13 protein-coding genes are annotated in these 16270 nt (G+C 47.5%); all 13 read left to right on the plus strand.

What is annotated here, in order from left to right:
- The first annotated feature begins 20 nt into the window (after positions 1-20).
- The 13 genes from CS562_RS25500 (at position 21) to CS562_RS25560 (ending at position 16197) form a co-directional block, all read left to right on the plus strand.
- The gene (locus CS562_RS25500) at positions 21-1991 is read left to right on the plus strand and encodes a cbb3-type cytochrome c oxidase subunit I (protein ID WP_076291224.1); all 1971 of its coding nucleotides are present in this window, start codon (positions 21-23) and stop codon (positions 1989-1991) included.
- Positions 1992-2612, plus strand: a complete 621-nt coding sequence (gene cyoC, locus CS562_RS25505; protein WP_064640614.1) for a cytochrome o ubiquinol oxidase subunit III — start codon at positions 1992-1994, stop codon at positions 2610-2612.
- Complete coding sequence (cyoD, locus tag CS562_RS25510; protein ID WP_076291225.1) at positions 2613-2942, plus strand: cytochrome o ubiquinol oxidase subunit IV; 330 nt, start codon at positions 2613-2615, stop codon at positions 2940-2942.
- Between the two features lie 214 nt (positions 2943-3156).
- Positions 3157-4173 (plus strand): LacI family DNA-binding transcriptional regulator, encoded by a 1017-nt coding sequence (locus tag CS562_RS25515; RefSeq protein ID WP_180287216.1) that lies wholly within the window; start codon positions 3157-3159, stop codon positions 4171-4173.
- A 157-nt stretch (positions 4174-4330) separates the two neighbouring features.
- A complete protein-coding gene (locus tag CS562_RS25520; protein ID WP_099858553.1) occupies positions 4331-6661 on the plus strand; it encodes a glycoside hydrolase family 65 protein in 2331 nt (776 codons plus the stop codon).
- A gap of 27 nt (positions 6662-6688) precedes the next feature.
- A complete protein-coding gene (locus CS562_RS25525; protein ID WP_076291228.1) occupies positions 6689-7975 on the plus strand; it encodes an ABC transporter substrate-binding protein in 1287 nt (428 codons plus the stop codon).
- Between the two features lie 59 nt (positions 7976-8034).
- Positions 8035-8931, plus strand: coding sequence for a carbohydrate ABC transporter permease (locus CS562_RS25530; protein WP_099858554.1), 897 nt, complete (start codon positions 8035-8037; stop codon positions 8929-8931).
- 14 nt (positions 8932-8945) lie between these two features.
- Complete coding sequence (locus CS562_RS25535) at positions 8946-9788, plus strand: carbohydrate ABC transporter permease (RefSeq protein WP_076291229.1); 843 nt, start codon at positions 8946-8948, stop codon at positions 9786-9788.
- Between the two features lie 56 nt (positions 9789-9844).
- Positions 9845-12046 carry an alpha-L-rhamnosidase-related protein gene (locus tag CS562_RS25540; protein WP_099858555.1) on the plus strand — a complete coding sequence of 734 codons (2202 nt, stop codon included), beginning with the start codon at positions 9845-9847 and terminating at the stop codon, positions 12044-12046.
- Positions 12047-12064: 18 nt separating this feature from the next.
- Positions 12065-12742, plus strand: a complete 678-nt coding sequence (pgmB, locus tag CS562_RS25545) for a beta-phosphoglucomutase (protein ID WP_099858556.1) — start codon at positions 12065-12067, stop codon at positions 12740-12742.
- A 33-nt stretch (positions 12743-12775) separates the two neighbouring features.
- Positions 12776-14419: a glycoside hydrolase family 13 protein gene (locus CS562_RS25550; RefSeq protein WP_099858557.1), complete on the plus strand. Its 1644-nt coding sequence runs from the start codon at positions 12776-12778 to the stop codon at positions 14417-14419.
- A 142-nt stretch (positions 14420-14561) separates the two neighbouring features.
- A complete protein-coding gene (gene kduI, locus CS562_RS25555; RefSeq protein ID WP_099858597.1) occupies positions 14562-15401 on the plus strand; it encodes a 5-dehydro-4-deoxy-D-glucuronate isomerase in 840 nt (279 codons plus the stop codon).
- Between the two features lie 37 nt (positions 15402-15438).
- Positions 15439-16197: a DeoR/GlpR family DNA-binding transcription regulator gene (locus CS562_RS25560; protein ID WP_076291233.1), complete on the plus strand. Its 759-nt coding sequence runs from the start codon at positions 15439-15441 to the stop codon at positions 16195-16197.
- Positions 16198-16270 lie beyond the last annotated feature (73 nt).

A 16270-nucleotide genomic window follows, 5' to 3' on the forward strand; every position in this document is an offset into this window, starting at 1 on the left:
GATTCGAAAGGAGGCCCCCAATGTTAGAGAGACTTAAGGAGTTTGCATCGGAGTTTTTCGTTACCGGTGATCCGCTGATTTATGGTGCGGACGTGGCGATCGGAATTACGATGATTACCATCGTAGCGGTGCTGACTTATTTCAAAAAATGGGGCTGGCTCTGGCGTAACTGGTTAACTACCGTCGATCACAAAAAGATCGGTATTATGTATATTATTGCTTCCATAATCATGCTTTTCCGTGGTGGTGTGGATGCACTGATGATGCGTCTTCAGCTAGCTATGCCTAACATGGATTTCTTACATCCCGAGCATTATAATCAGGTCTTTACGACTCACGGTACCATCATGATCCTATTCATGGCGATGCCGTTTATGTTCGGTTTATTTAATGTTATTGTACCGCTTCAAATCGGGGCAAGGGACGTTGCGTTCCCATTCCTTAATGCACTAAGCTTCTGGTTATTCTTCCTGGGAGCAATGTTGTTCAACCTGTCTTTCGTTATCGGTGGTTCACCGGACGCAGGTTGGCTCAGTTATCCACCTTTATCGGAGCTATCGCATAGCCCGGGGGTGGGACAAAACTTCTATATATGGGGTATTCAGATTTCGGGTATCGGTTCCCTGGCTACCGGTATCAACTTCCTGGTTACCATCATTAAAATGCGTGCGCCAGGCATGAAATGGATGAAAATGCCGATGTTTACATGGTCGGTATTCTCCACTTGTATTATCATTCTGTTTGCATTCCCAATCTTGACAGTGACACTTGCATTGCTCTTCCTCGACAGGTTTGCGGGGGCGCATTTCTTCACACTTGATCTGGGCGGTAATCCGATGATGTATATCAACTTGATCTGGATGTGGGGTCACCCTGAGGTATATATCGTTGTCTTGCCGGCATTCGGCGTGTTCTCCGAGGTTGTAAGTACATTCTCGAAGAAAAAATTGTTTGGTTACAAATCAATGGTATTTGCGATGCTGATCATTAGCTTCCTGTCCTTCTTTACATGGGCGCATCACTTCTTCACGATGGGCTCGGGAGCAGACGTCAATGCATTCTTCGCCGTTACCACGATGTTGATTGCCATACCAACAGGGGTTAAGATATTTAACTGGCTGTTTACCATGTTCCGAGGAAGGATACGCATGGATACCCCGATGCTATGGACAATAGCATTTATACCATGCTTTATCGTCGGGGGGATGACGGGGGTTATGTTGTCCGTTGCACCTGCTGACTTCCAGTTCCACAACAGTTACTTCCTGATTGCCCACTTCCACCAAGTATTGATCGGTGGTGTAGTATTCGGATACTTTGCAGGTCTGTACTACTGGTGGCCTAAAATGTTTGGATTCCAACTACCTGAAAAACTGGGTAAATGGGCTTTCTGGACTTGGAATATCGGTTTCTATGTCTGCTTCATGCCGCAGTACGCTGTCGGTTTGATGGGTATGACACGTCGTCTGAGCACCTATGGCTGGGATACTGGCTGGTGGGAACTGAACTTTGTATCCACAATCGGGGCATTCCTGATGGGTGTCGGATTCTTGTTCCAGGTTGCACAAATCGCAGACGGCATTCGGAAATACAAAACACTCAAAGCTTCTGGCGACCCTTGGGGTGGTCGTACGCTCGAGTGGTCGATTCCTTCACCTGCTCCTGAATATAACTTCGCCATTACACCGCGCGGAGATGATATTGATGAGTGGTGGGAAGAGAAAGAACGTCGTGCCAAAGGAATTTATCCACCTGAACAGCCGCTTGAGCCGATTCATATGCCTAAGAATTCCGCGATTCCGTTCATCATGTCTATATTCTGGTTCATCGCCGGTTTCGGCTTTGTATTCGGATGGCTGTGGATGGCGATTCTTGGACTCGCTGGCGTAGGAATTTGCATGATCGCTCGTTCATTCTCATACGATACGGATTATTATATTCCGGTTGACGAAATTAAGCGTACCGAAGCGTCGTTAAGGGGGTCGGTATAAATGGCTCAAGCAGCCGCGAAGCACGGTCATGACCATGCACATGATCATGACCATGGTCACCATGACCCGCAAGAATTGAAAATACTCGGATTCTGGTTCTTCCTGATTTCCGACGTTATCCTGTTCTCCGTATTGTTCGCAACCTTTATTGTGTTGCGTGACAATACGGCGGGCGGACCAGTGTTGTCTGAATTGATCAAAATGCCTGGCGTTATTGCCGAAACATTTATTTTGCTCACAAGTTCATTCACAAGTGGACTTGCAGTTCTTGCCATGAATCAGGGCAAGGTGAAGCAATTGATCAGCTGGCTGGCAGTTACAGCTGTTCTGGGTGCGAGCTTTATCGCCCTGGAAGTAACGGAGTTTATTGAGCTGATTCACGAAGGGTTCAGTTATACAACGAGTGCAGCTTCTGGTGCATTCTTCACCCTTGTGGGTACTCACGGACTTCACGTATCTCTCGGTCTGATCTGGATGATCGGATTGATGCTGCAACTGAAAAAACGTGGAATTACCGATGTAACTCGCGGTAAAATCAACGTAATCAGCTTGTACTGGCACTTCTTGGACGTCGTCTGGATTTTCCTCCTGTCGATCGTCTATCTGATGGGGGTGATGTAGATGGCAGAGCATAACTCACATGAGTCCCATGGCCACGAACAGCATGGTTCACTCAAGTCCTATGTCATCGGCTTCATTCTGTCCGTTGTCCTGACCATTATCCCTTTGGTAGTGGTTCTGAATGACATGATGGGCAGAACAGCAGCGCTGAGTGTCGTTCTGGTAACAGCAGGACTTCAGTTTGTGGTTCAACTCTTCTTCTTCATGCATATCCGTGAATCGGAGAAGCCACGCTGGAATGTAATGGCTTTGATCTTTGGTCTGTTGATCATGTTGACCATCGTTATTGGTTCCATCTGGATCATGTTGAACAATACAGTTGCACATTAAGTTTTAGGCAATAGCTTAAGGGATCTCCCGACTTTATTTAAAAGTCGGGAGATTTTTTTGCCCTATTTGATTGCACGCAATGCGGGTAGAATAAGGTAAGGGATAGACGAGTTCCAAAAAGTCGAAAATAATGTCGAAAAAAGTTCTTGATTTTTCTTCTCGAATCCGTATACTCAGAAATATAAGTAATCCGAAACGTTTTGGAGGAAAGCAATTGGCTACAATCAAAGACATATCACAAATGACGGGATTTTCGATTACGACCGTATCCAGAGCTCTGAATGGGTACTCGGACGTCAGCGATAGTACGCGCAAACGGATTAAAGAAGTCGCCGAATCCCTGAATTATAGTCCGAATGGTCTAGCGAGAGGCCTGGTCATGAAGGAAACCAAAACGCTGGGGTTGCTCGTATCAGGCATGACGTACAAAAACATCGATAACAACTTTGTTTTCGAAGTGCTTTGCGGAATTAATGATAGCGCTGCCAATTCAGATTATGATCTGATTTTGTTCAGCACGAATACAGCGAAGCAAAAGATGAAAACGTACACACAGCTGTGCAGGGAACGAAAGGTGGATGGTGTCATTCTTCAGGGTGTGAAGACGGATGATCCGTATTTGCAGGAAGTATTGGATAGTGACATTCCTTGTGTATTAATTGATATCCCCATTCACAGTGAGTACGTTGGTTTTGTATCAACGAATCACAAACAAAGTGCACAGACTGCTGTAGAGCACCTTATCAGTTTGGGTCATCGGCAGATTGCCATGGTGAATGGTTACCCAGAGGCTTTTGTTTCCAAGGAGCGCTATGAAGGATATTCCGATGCAATGAGCAACGCAGGATTCAGCTTAGAGCCTGAATGGATCGTAAACGGGAATTTCACGGAAGAGGAAGCACAGCAGCAAGCAGCAGAGTTGTTGAAGGCTTATCCGGAAATTACAGCAATCTTTTGTGCAAGCGACATGATGGCTCTGGGTGTAATGAAGGCTGCGAATGAACTAGGTATCACTATACCGGATGAATTGTCTGTAGTGGGATTTGATGACATTCCGACAGCCGCTTATTTTCAACCACCACTAACCACCATCGGACAGAACATGTATCAGTTGGGACATGAAGCTGCAAACCTGCTGATGGGCATGCTGAGATCGGAAAACAGCCCCAAATTTAATATTTTGCAAAATGAATTGGTTTTGAGATCCTCGACAGCCAAACCAGGTCGCTGAGTTTAGCTGAGAAATACGGTTCGCGAGGGATTGCAAAATTACCGAAATGAAGAGAGCACCGAAATGTTTTATAAAATCCGAAACGTTTCGGTATTATTTTCACTCAAATCCAAAACGTTTCGGATACATCATAAGATAGACATAGGGGGAATACACATTGCTGAAATACGATGCAGGACAAGGAGAATGGAGTAACTGGCTGGTAACTGAAACCGGGTTTGATCCGGCTCATCAAGGGAAAGGCGAAGCTGTACTCTCACTTGGAAACGGCTACATGGGACTTCGCTCCGCAACGGACGAGAATTATGTTGGACAAGTGCGGAACTGGTTCGTAGCTGGAACCTTCAATAAGTTTGACGAACATGAAGTAACTGAACTCCCTAATGCAGCAGATGTGACGGAGCTTTCAATCACCCTAAATGGGGAAACCTTCAGCTTGGAAAAAGGAAGAACGATCAGCTACAGTCGTCAACTGAATCTCAAAAATGGTGAGCTGACTCGTAACGTGGTATGGCAGAGCCCAATAGGAGAAAGCTTTGAACTTCAATTCCGTCGTTTTGTTTCCTTGAGTAACCGTCATCTGGTTGGTTCCTCCGTAAGCATCAAGCCACTGGATGGTCAGGCGCGTGTTCACATTGCATCCGGTATTAATGGACAATGGACGAACTCGGGTGCGCAGCATTTCACAGAAGGCGAAAAACGGATATTTGAAAAGACATATATTCAAATGACGTCAACGACGACACAATCTGCTATTGATTTTGTAACTAATACGGTGCACCACTGGCAGCTGAATGGTGAAAAGGTTGAGCCGGAACTGCGTCAAACGATGGGACGTCGCAAGGTTGGCATCGAAGGCACAGTGACCGTGGAAGCTGGACAATCGGTAACACTGGAAAAAATCTCGAATGTGCATACTAGCCGCGATCTGGTGTACAGCAACGGTGGATATTCACTGGATCAAATGCGTGAATCGGCGCTGACAGAGCTGAAGCAAGAGTCGCAAAAAGGGTATGATCAGCTATTTCGTGAAAGCGCTAACTCCTGGGCGGATACTTGGTCCACGTACAACATTGAAGTGGACAGCACAAGTGGTTATGACCAGCTTGCCATCCGTTTTGCCATCTATCACCTCGTCATTATGACACCAGCGCATGATAATCGCATGGGCATCGGTGCGAAAGGATTAAGTGGTGAAGGGTACAAGGGACATTCCTTTTGGGATACGGAAATCTTCATCCTTCCATTCTTCAACTACAGCAACCCCAAGATCGCAAGATCCTTGCTGGAATATCGATATCAGGGGTTGGATGGAGCTAGAAGTAAAGCCAAGGAGAACGGATTCGAAGGAGCCATGTATCCGTGGGAAGCAGCCTGGATCGAAGATGGCGAAGTTACACCGGTATGGGGAGATGTAGATATCGTAACCGGAGAACAGACGAAGATCTGGTCCGGCTTCATTGAACAGCATATTACCTCTGACATCGCTTATGCCGTTTGGCATTACGTCCAGTCTACAGGTGATGAGGCGTTCATGGATCAATGTGGCTACGAAATCATTTTTGATACAGCAACGTTCTGGGCCAGTCGTTTGGAGTGGGATGAGGCCAAGGGCCGTTATCATATCAATGAGGTTGTTGGACCGGATGAGTATAAGGAACATGTGGACAACAATGCATTCACCAATCATATGGCTCACTTCAATATGGAACTTGCCATTCAATATTATGAAAAGCTTGAGCAGGAAAAACCTGAGTTGCTCAAGGCATTGTCTATGAAGCTTGACCTGACATCCGCTCGGGAAGCGTGGAACAAGCTGGATCAAATGTATCTGCCAGGGCCAAATGAACAAGGACTTATTCCACAAGATGATACGTACTTGCAGAAGAAAGTCATTGATCTTACCCCTTATAAAAATCAGACGAAAGTCGCCAGTATCTTCAATGACTACAACCTGGATCAGGTTGGTGAAATGCAAATTTCGAAGCAGGCTGACATTATGATGCTTTTCTTCCTGCTTGAAAATAAATTTGAACCCGCTATCAAACGTGCGAACTATGACTACTACGAGGAAAAAACATTGCATGATTCCTCACTGTCCCTATCGACGCACAGTATCCTTGCCAGTGATTTCGGTGATCGTCCGCTCGCATATGATCTGTTCCGCCGGGCTTCAGAGATTGATCTGGGGCCGCATATGCACTCTTCGGATGCAGGTATCCACTCAGCTTCGCTGGGCGGAATATGGGAATGTGTGGTGATGGGATTTGCCGGAGTTCGCATGTTGGATGGCCAGCTTCATCTCGATCCAAAGCTGCCTGAGTCCTGGAACAGTCTGAAATTCCCGCTCTACTGGCAAAACCAGCTGTTGCATATCACAATCACGTCCGAGGGTATTCTAATCGAGAGTGATGCAGAGGAAGAAATTTCTCTGCTTCTGTCCGGTCAGAAAGTTACTTTCAGCAAACGGTTTCAAACCTTGGTTTAATATAAATCCATGTGGGAGGTCATTTAAATGAAAAAAGGGTCCGCAAGTTTGGTCATGATGCTGATTTTGGTATTAGTGTTATCCGCGTGTTCTTCAGGTGGAAGCAACAGTGCAGAAGGTGGAAAAGGAGAAAAAGTAAAACTCACCTTCTCTGTATGGGGAGATGTCAACTCCGGTGCGGATGAAGTGAAGCTTGCGGAAGAGTTCAATGCTGCACACCCGGATATCGAAGTGAAATTTGAGCCTATTCCAAGTGAAGGTTATGGAACAAAACTCACTACATCCCTGGCAGCAGGTCAGGCACCAGATGTATTCCTGGTTGGTGAAGGTGACTACTATAAATACGTGGATAAAGGTGTAATTGAGCCGCTTGACGATTATTTGAGCAAAGACACCGCGTTTAATCTGGATATTTTCCAAAAGGATCTCATTGAAAATATGAAAATCGAAGGCAAACAATACTACTTGCCTAAAGATTTCAACCCACTTGCTCTGTGGTACAACAAACGTATGTTTGACGAAGCGGGAATCCCTTATCCAACAGATGAATGGACATGGGATGACATGATTGCAACTGCACAAAAACTGACTAAAAAAGACGGCAATAAATATACTCAATTCGGATTCAACGCAGGCAAATGGGAATATCCGATCTATACGTACCTGTGGGATTACGGTACAGACATTGCGAATGACGATGGAACAGCTGCTGAAGGCTACATGAATAGTGAAAAAACGATAGCGGCAATGGATAAATACGTCTCTTGGTCCCAAGGAGATAGCCGTGTATCCCCGACGCCACTGGATTCCGAGACGCTTGGCGGAGATTCATCGATGTTCATGACAGACAAGCTCGCTATGATGATTACAGGTCGTTGGATCAAAGGTGACCTCGACAAATCCGATGTTCAATATGGTTCTGCACTTATTCCGCAAAATACAGACGGTACTCGTTCAAGCATCATCGCAAGTGCGGGTTGGGCGATCAACGCAGCCGGTAAAAATAAAGAAGCGGCTTACGAACTGGTGAAATGGCTCTCGGGTACAGATGCACAGAAGCTTCGCTCTGCAAACGGTAAAGTACTGCCAGCGACTGTGAAAGAACTGGACGAAGTCAAAGCCAAAGAAGTAGCAGACAAACCGGTCATCGAAATGATGGATTATGCGAAAAAACCGGTAACTATGCGTTCTACAAACGGACCTGTGTTTGTTGAAGAATTCACCAAGGCGCTGGAAAAAGTGCTGCTTGGCAAACAGGATGTCAAAGGCGCTCTGGATGAAGCTGCGAAGAACGTTGACAGCAAAATCAAGTAAAAACCATGCGGGTGAGTCGGCGGCCATGCTGATTCACCCTCTTCATCAAGGAGGCTGCTATGCGTAATTCTAAATCCGAGCGTGCCGGGTATTGGTTCATATTACCCTGGCTTATAGGCTTGTTGCTCTTTACCATTGGTCCAATGTTATTCTCTCTGCTGTTGGCTTTCAGCAAATGGGATATTATTACCGGCGTACAATCGATCGAATGGGTCGGTCTGGATAACTTCAAAACGATGTTTCATGACGAGCTGTTCTATCAATCGTTGAAAGTTACCTTTATTTTCGCTCTGGTATCCGTACCGCTGTATCAGGTGGCATCACTGCTTATCGCCTTACTGCTGAATATGCGGAACAGAGGGATGAAATTTTTCCGATTGATCTATTTCATGCCTTCCGTTATTCCGGCTGTTGCGGCATCAATGATGTGGATTATGATTTTTAATCCGGAATACGGCATTCTGAACCGGGCGCTTACCTTTTTCGGCGTACAGGGGCCAGCTTGGCTCCAAGATCCGAGTTATGCGCTGGGCGCACTGATTGTCATGGGTTTATGGGGCGTCGGCAATACGATCATCATTTATTTGTCGGGCTTGCAGGGAGTTCCCGAAGAGCTGTATGAAGCTGCCAATCTGGATGGCGCTGGACCGTTTCAACGGTTTTTCAACATTACATTGCCTATGATTTCTCCAACGGTGTTCTTCAACGTAATTATGGGGATTATCGGCGGATTCCAGTATTTCACACAAGCATTTGTTATGACCAACGGGGGACCGCTGAACTCGACCTTGTTCTATAACTTGTATCTGTACAATAAAGCTTTTACCGATTTTGAAATGGGTTATGCTTCGGCATTGTCCTGGGTATTGTTCATCATCATTCTGGCGTTTACGCTGCTGGTCATCCGCAGTTCTTCGATGTGGGTCTATTACCAGGGCGATAACGAAAAGGATTGAGAGGAGGACAAATGATGAATCAAGCAACGACACGGAAACCGGTCTACTCGAAACTATTCTCTATGCTTATGCTTCTTGCTGGTGCGGCCGTCGTGCTGATCCCGCTGTTATGGACGTTTGCAACATCTCTTAAAACACCTGCGGAGGTGTTCAAAGATGATTTTTTCCCGGCTGTATGGATGTGGTCTAACTATAAAAATGCCGTTCTGGCCATCCCGTTTTTTACATTTTTGAAAAATACGCTGATTATTCTGATTCCGGTATTAGTCGGTACCGTATTCTCGTCTGCCCTATGTGCGTATGGTTTCGCCCGGTTTAACTTCCGCGGCAAACGCACGCTGTTCCTGGTGCTATTGGCGACGATGATGCTGCCTTCACAGGTAACGATGATCCCGATGTTCATCATGTTCAAGGAAATCGGCTGGGTTGATACATTTTTACCACTCATTATCCCTGCATTCTTCGGTGGCGGAGCATTTAACATCTTCCTGATCCGCCAGTTCATGCGCGGTATTCCGCGTGATCTCGATGAGTCCGCTTTTGTGGACGGAGCAAACAAAATGCAGATTTTCACTAAAATCATGCTGCCACTTTCCATGCCGCCACTGATTGCCGTATCGATCTTTACCTTTATGGGCGTATGGAATGACTTCCAGGGACCACTCATTTATTTGAACTCCAGTGAGAAGTATACGCTGGCACTTGGTTTGTCGATGTTCAAAGGGCTGTATAACGTGGAATGGAACATGCTCATGGCTGCAACGATGCTAATTATGCTTCCGCCACTCCTTGTGTTCTTTGTTGCACAAAAATACTTTATTGAAGGCATTTCTATCTCTTCTGCAATCAAGGGCTAATCGTCTGTATTAATAGAAGAGATAAGCGGTGAGCCAAACCGCAGAGGAGGACTACCATGGCCACATTAACAAGCAGACATCCTTTTAATTTGTATTATAACGCAGGTGAATATGTAAAGATTTGCGGTACCCAGGACGGATACTTTCCCGACTTTGGGCATCATATGGCTAACGAAATGGGCGGTGTATGGCTGCATCCGATCAAGCTGCTGGATGGCTTCTGGCTGAAGGTAACCGATCTGGATCGCAACATTGCGGTATGGGCAAGGGCAGACGGATTCACAAGTGAATCCTGGGGCGGAAGTCGGTTCGATTATGATCACGGATTGAGCCACATTCCGGTATCCATTGAACGCAGTCAGTTTGCCCCCGATTATGAAAAAGGCATGGTCGCAGAATATGAGATCAGCTCTTACGGAAAAGGAACAACCCGGCTTAAGCTGGAGCTGCTGTCACGTACCGATCTCCGTCCAGTGTGGTATTCCGATGAGATCGGAATTATCCCAGGAGCAGGTGAAACGGCAGAAGCCATTACTTCGCGCAAAGTCATCGTTAAAGATGATGCCCAAGACTGGTACGCCATGATTGGAAGTGACCTGCCTGGAACGGAAATGACAGTTGGTCCTGAAATTTACGGACCAGAACTGACGGCAGGCAAGGGAATAGGCATTTCTTTTGTAACCGAATGCGCACTGGAGGAGAAGGATGTGTTCCGCTTCCGGTTATTTGTTGCCGGTTCGGAGTCATCCCGTGAAGCCTGTGAGCAGACTTATGCAGTTATCGAACGTAACCATGTCAGCTTGAAAGAGCAGAAGCAGCAGCTCTACGACAAGTTGGATCAGCGCGCAGTGCTGACCATTGAAGGCGAAGATGAGCTGAACGAGCAATTTGCCTGGGTGAAGCGCAATAATCAGTGGCTGGTGCAGCAAGTGGACGGAATTGGTCGTGGTTTGACGGCAGGTGGACCCACGTATCCGTGGTGGTTCGGCTGTGACAGTACGTATGCGCTTCAGGGTGTTCTTGCTACAGGAGATCATCAACTGGTGCGGGATACGTTGAATCTGTTGCTGGAGAAATCCAAGGAAGCGAACGGCAATGGGCGTTTTGTGCATGAAGTGACCACGATAGGTGCGGTGTCTAATCCCGGCAACACGCAGGAGACGGCACACTATATCGCCTTTGTGTGGGAAATGTTCTTGTGGACCGGAGACGATGCACTTCTGCGCGAGCATTATGACTACTGTGTTCAGGGAATCGACTGGCTGCTGGGTGAGATGGACCCGGACGGAGATCTGTTCCCTTCAGGTTACGGCATCATCGAGATTGCCGGATTGAATATGGAACTAATTGATAGTGCCGTATATACAGCCAAGGCACTTCAGGCGCTGGAGCATATGAGTCTCTATTTGGGTGAAACGAAGCGGCACGAAACTTATCAAAAACTGGCCGAAAAAGCGATACGCGCAGTGAATGATGTGTATTGGTCTGAAAAAGACAGCCTCTATGCGGATGCCGTTGCACCTATTTCCGATATTTTGCCCAAGGTGGATTACATGGTTTCTCTCGCTGAAAAGCAAGGGATCACAGACTACCGGGAGTACGTGGAAGGATTGCTTGCCGATGCAGGTGAGAATCAGAAAGACCGCGGTTGGCTGCTGAACAAAAACTGGGTCATTGTCACTCCAATGGAAGCAGGAATTGCCGATCAGGACAAAGCACAGCGTGCGCTGGAAGCGATGCGAAACCGCGACTTCATCGGTGAATACGGTACGTATCTTGCTGCCATGTATCAACAGGGCACGATGACAATCTCTACCGGAGCACATGCAGTTGCAGAAGCGGCGTACGGGCATCCGGATCATGCACTGGATTTACTGCGCCGAATGGGGAAAAGCTTCTCACGTGTAGTGCCAGGTTCTTTCTCGGAGATGTCCCCGGACTACGGCTGTGTCGTGCAGGCGTGGACCATCTATGCACTTGCTGTACCAGTGGTACGACACTTCTTCGGCGTTCAACCGGAAGCACAGCACCGTCGTGTAACTTTATCACCTGATATGCCGCAGGCATGGGGCAACAAAACATGTACTCTGGAGCATCTGATGGTAGGCGATGCGGAGTTTGATATTCATTTTGAATCCCGTGAGGGCAAACGTTATGCGAGCATTTCCAATGCATCAGGCTGGACGGTTGTTCTGGACTGGAAAGGCGAGAGACGGGAAAGCAACGAGAAACGAATTGAATGGCAACTAGAGCAATAACATGGGGAGGAACGGGTAATGAAAGGGAACGGAGCACTTCAAGCCGTTATTTTTGATTTGGATGGTGTCATTACCGACACGGCGGAGTACCATTATGTAGCGTGGAAAAAGCTAGGGGAATCGCTGGATATTCCGTTTGATCGGGAGTTCAACGAGCAGTTAAAGGGCATTAGCCGTGGAGAGTCGCTGGCGCGCATTTTACGTCTGGGTGGCAAGGAAGATTCGTTTTCGGCTGAGGAAAAGGAAGAATTCGCGCAGCGTAAAAACAAACATTACGTCTCGTTGCTGGACTCGCTGACACCGGAGCACACCTACCCTGGAATTCGGGAATTGCTGCTTGAGCTGCAAGCCTCCGGCATTCCTGCGGTGATCGCATCGGCCAGCAAAAATGCCCCTCAAATTCTGAAGGCGCTGGAGTTGGACTCGCTGTTCCGCTATGTGGTACATCCGGATTCCGTACCTCACGGCAAACCTGCACCTGATCTGTTCCTACGTGGAGCAGAAGAAGTGGGTGCTGACGTTAAAGCCTGCATCGGCATCGAGGATGCGCAGGCAGGTATTGAGGCCATCAAATCCGCAGGCATGATCGCCGTGGGTATTGGTGAAGAAGTTGTACTTAAAGGTTCTGGAGCGGACGTAGTGCTGAAAGATACTACACAGCTCACGCTGTCCTTCCTGGAGCGTACGTTGCAGTAGCACAGCCATTAAGCGGAAAAGGGGAGATGCAGCATGAACCGGGCATGGTGGAAAGAAGCCGTGGTATATCAGGTGTACTGGCGGAGCTTCCTGGATGCGAATGGGGACGGCATTGGGGATTTGGAGGGCTTGATGCTCAAGCTCGACTATATTAAAAGTTTGGGTATTGATGTCATCTGGCTTAATCCCATTTATGAATCGCCGGATAAAGATAACGGATATGACATAGCGGATTATTACCGCATCATGGCGAAAGCCGGAACGATGGAGCAGTTCAAGCAATTGCTGGACAAGGTCCATGAACTGGGCATGAAGCTCATTATGGATCTGGTGGTCAATCATACATCAGAGCAGCATGCATGGTTTGAAGAATCACGTTCATCTGTCGATAATCCGAAACGCGACTGGTATATATGGAAGCCAGGGAAACCGGATGGCCCGCCGAACAACTGGCGATCCTATTTTGAACCGTCGACCTGGACATATGACGAGCGGACGGGACAGTATTATTTCCACTCCTTTGCCAAGGAGCAGCCTGATCTGAATTGGGAAAAACCCGAGCTGCGTGAGGAGATTTACCGGATGATGCGTTTCTGGCTGGATCAGGGCATTGACGGCTTCCGCATGGATGTAATTAATCTGCTCGCCAAGCTGGAAGGTTTCCCGGATGCGGAGCACCCGGACAACATTGATTATCTGGGCAATAATCCAGGCATTCATGAATATTTGCAGGAAATGAACCAGGAGGTTCTCCAGCATTACGACATCATGACTGTAGGAGAAATTCCGTTTGTCACACCAGAGGATGGCCTTCTGTATGTGGGAGATAACCGGAAAGAGTTGCATACGTTATTCCATTTCCAGGTGGCGGATGACATGCCTACTTGGGATCTGAAACGGTACAAGGAAATTCAGGAGAGCTGGTATGAAGCTTTCCGACATGAAGGTTGGAACTCCCAGTTCCTGAACAATCATGATCACACCCGACAGGTTTCAAGGTACGGGAATGATGGACAATACCGTGTGCAATCCGCCAAACAACTGGCGACCATGATTCATACCCTTCCGGGAACACCGTATGTATTCCAGGGAGAGGAGATCGGCATGACGGGTGTCCGGTTCTCTTCCATTGATGAATATCACGATATTGCAATGAAGAACAAATATAAGGAAGAAATCGGTAAAGGCCGTGCGCCAGATGAAGTGCTCCACAGTCTTCAGCCGCTGAGCCGGGATAATTCCCGCACACCCATGCAGTGGGACAGCAGCAAGCATGCCGGGTTTACCGAAGGGCGGCCGTGGATGCAGGTCAATCCCAACTATGAAGAGATTAATGTGGAGCGGGATTTGGCTGCGCAGGACTCCATATTTGCATATTATCAGCAGCTGATTGCCCTGCGTAAAACACACGCGGTTATGGTCTATGGAGATTATCGTGACCAATCGGCAGGGGAAGAGCATGTATATGCATATAGCCGCAGTCTGGATGGAGAGACATGGCTTGTTATGCTCAATCATTCGGACCGGGAGCAGTCCTATCGTCTGCCTGCTTCATTTGCTGATCGAACCACGAATGCCCGCTTGATCATTGGCAATCTGGATCGTTCAACCTCGGATGAGGTTAGAGAAGGTACCCTTCGTTTACGTCCTTATGAGGCGCTCATTTACTCCTTATAATATATAGCGAGATCACAAGAGCCTGGCGGGGATTTTCCCGTTGGGTTCTTTTATTTTCAAAAAAAGGTACACAAAAGATACAAAATGAACTAAAATGAACTTATATGAACATTATCTGACTAACGAAAGGAATGGATTAATGATGCAAAACCGTTATGCTGCACACCCGAATGAAGTAAAAAACTATGATACATCCCGTCTGCGCGAGGAATTCCTGATGGAGCAATTGTTTGCCACAGATGAATTGGTAACCGTTTACTCTCATGTAGATCGTTATATTGTAGGAACGGCTGTACCTCAAAGCAAGGATATTGCACTTGAAGTGAATCTGAAGGATATTGGAACGAACTTTTTCCTGGAGCGTCGTGAAATCGGTATCATTAATGTTGGAGGTCATGGAACTGTGACAGCTGACGGCCAAGGATACGAGATTGGTGCGAAGGAATGCCTGTACATCGGCAGAGGTGTAAAAGAAGTTGTGTTCAAGAGCAGCGGCAACGATCAGCCGGCTCAGTTTTATTTTGTATCTACACCGGCTCACCACACATATCCAACAGTAAAAGCAACGCAAGAACAAGCTCAGCCGAACCACCTCGGCAGTATCGAAAGCTCGAACGAACGGACAATCTACCGCTATATCCACCAGGGAGAAGGCGGAATCCAGAGCTGTCAGCTGGTGATGGGCATTACGGAACTTGACAAGGGCAACATGTGGAATACCATGCCTGCACATACCCACAACCGCCGTTCCGAAGTATACTTATATTTCAACCTGCCGGAAGATGGTGTCGTATTCCATATGATGGGCGAGCCAAACGAAACACGGCATTTGGTTGTACGTGACCGTCAGGCCATCATCTCTCCTAGCTGGTCCATCCACAGTGGTGTCGGTACGAGCAGCTATACGTTCTGCTGGGCAATGGCTGGTGAAAACCAGACGTTCGAGGATATGGACGGCGTGGCGATGAAGGACCTGAAATAGGCGCGTAAATTCCAAAGAAACAGGAAGTTGATCTGTGATGAATCCATTGAAAAGACATGAAAAAATTATGGAGGCTCTGCTGGAACGGCAGGAAGTCACCGTGAGTGATCTGAGTGAACTGCTGCAGGTGACGGGCAAGACTGTACGGGAGGATCTCGATAAGCTGGAGGGCATGGGATTGCTCGTACGTGTCCATGGGGGTGCGATGCTGGCTCAGAACGACCAGTACGGCATCCTCACGAGTCGTGGGGCTACGGAAAAGCATCATTCGGAGAAAACAGAGATTGCCGAGCGAGCCCTTGCTTATATCCGGCCAGGAGATATTGTTGCGCTGGACGGCGGAAGCACTACATTGGAGATGGCGAAGCGAATGGACAATCAGTCCATTACCGTGGTAACCAATGATTTGTTCATTATTGCTGAGCTGACCAAAAAGGAGCAGGTACGACTGGTTGTGCCCGGCGGAGCAAGAGTCCGCAATATGCTGGTGGGAGACGATACGGCTGCCTTTATTTCCGGTCTCAACATTCACAAAGCGTTTATCTCAACGACGGCACTTCATCCGGAATTTGGACTTTCCATATATACAGGAGATCTGGTGCCACTAAAAAAAGCAATGATCTCTGCTTCTCAGCAGGTCTATGGCGTCGTGGATCATTATAAATTCGGACAATTTGCCCTTCGGACTTTTGCACACTGTTCGGAGTTGGACTGCATCATCAGCGACAGTCGGCTGGATGAGGAGACAGCGTCCCTTTACAGGCAAAATGGTATCGAAGTGGATTATCAGAGCTGACCTTCAGTTCCACAGTGGTTACGTGACTGACGAGGCTGAAGAACACGGCTTGCAACCCAATAACCATGCGGAG

The sequence above is a fragment of the Paenibacillus sp. LK1 genome, assembly GCF_002750415.1.
In the GTDB taxonomy this organism is placed as follows: Bacteria; Bacillota; Bacilli; order Paenibacillales; family Paenibacillaceae; genus Paenibacillus; species Paenibacillus taichungensis.

What these genes read in the sequence shown, in the direction of transcription:
- CS562_RS25500 (WP_076291224.1), top strand. Translation starts at nt 21, where the DNA reads ATGTTAGAGAGACTTAAGGAGTTTGCATCGGAGTTTTTCGTTACCGGT.
- cyoC (WP_064640614.1), top strand. Translation starts at nt 1,992, where the DNA reads ATGGCTCAAGCAGCCGCGAAGCACGGTCATGACCATGCACATGATCAT.
- cyoD (WP_076291225.1), top strand. Translation starts at nt 2,613, where the DNA reads ATGGCAGAGCATAACTCACATGAGTCCCATGGCCACGAACAGCATGGT.
- CS562_RS25525 (WP_076291228.1), top strand. Translation starts at nt 6,689, where the DNA reads ATGAAAAAAGGGTCCGCAAGTTTGGTCATGATGCTGATTTTGGTATTA.
- CS562_RS25530 (WP_099858554.1), top strand. Translation starts at nt 8,035, where the DNA reads ATGCGTAATTCTAAATCCGAGCGTGCCGGGTATTGGTTCATATTACCC.
- CS562_RS25535 (WP_076291229.1), top strand. Translation starts at nt 8,946, where the DNA reads ATGAATCAAGCAACGACACGGAAACCGGTCTACTCGAAACTATTCTCT.
- CS562_RS25540 (WP_099858555.1), top strand. Translation starts at nt 9,845, where the DNA reads ATGGCCACATTAACAAGCAGACATCCTTTTAATTTGTATTATAACGCA.
- pgmB (WP_099858556.1), top strand. Translation starts at nt 12,065, where the DNA reads ATGAAAGGGAACGGAGCACTTCAAGCCGTTATTTTTGATTTGGATGGT.
- CS562_RS25550 (WP_099858557.1), top strand. Translation starts at nt 12,776, where the DNA reads ATGAACCGGGCATGGTGGAAAGAAGCCGTGGTATATCAGGTGTACTGG.
- kduI (WP_099858597.1), top strand. Translation starts at nt 14,562, where the DNA reads ATGCAAAACCGTTATGCTGCACACCCGAATGAAGTAAAAAACTATGAT.
- CS562_RS25560 (WP_076291233.1), top strand. Translation starts at nt 15,439, where the DNA reads ATGAATCCATTGAAAAGACATGAAAAAATTATGGAGGCTCTGCTGGAA.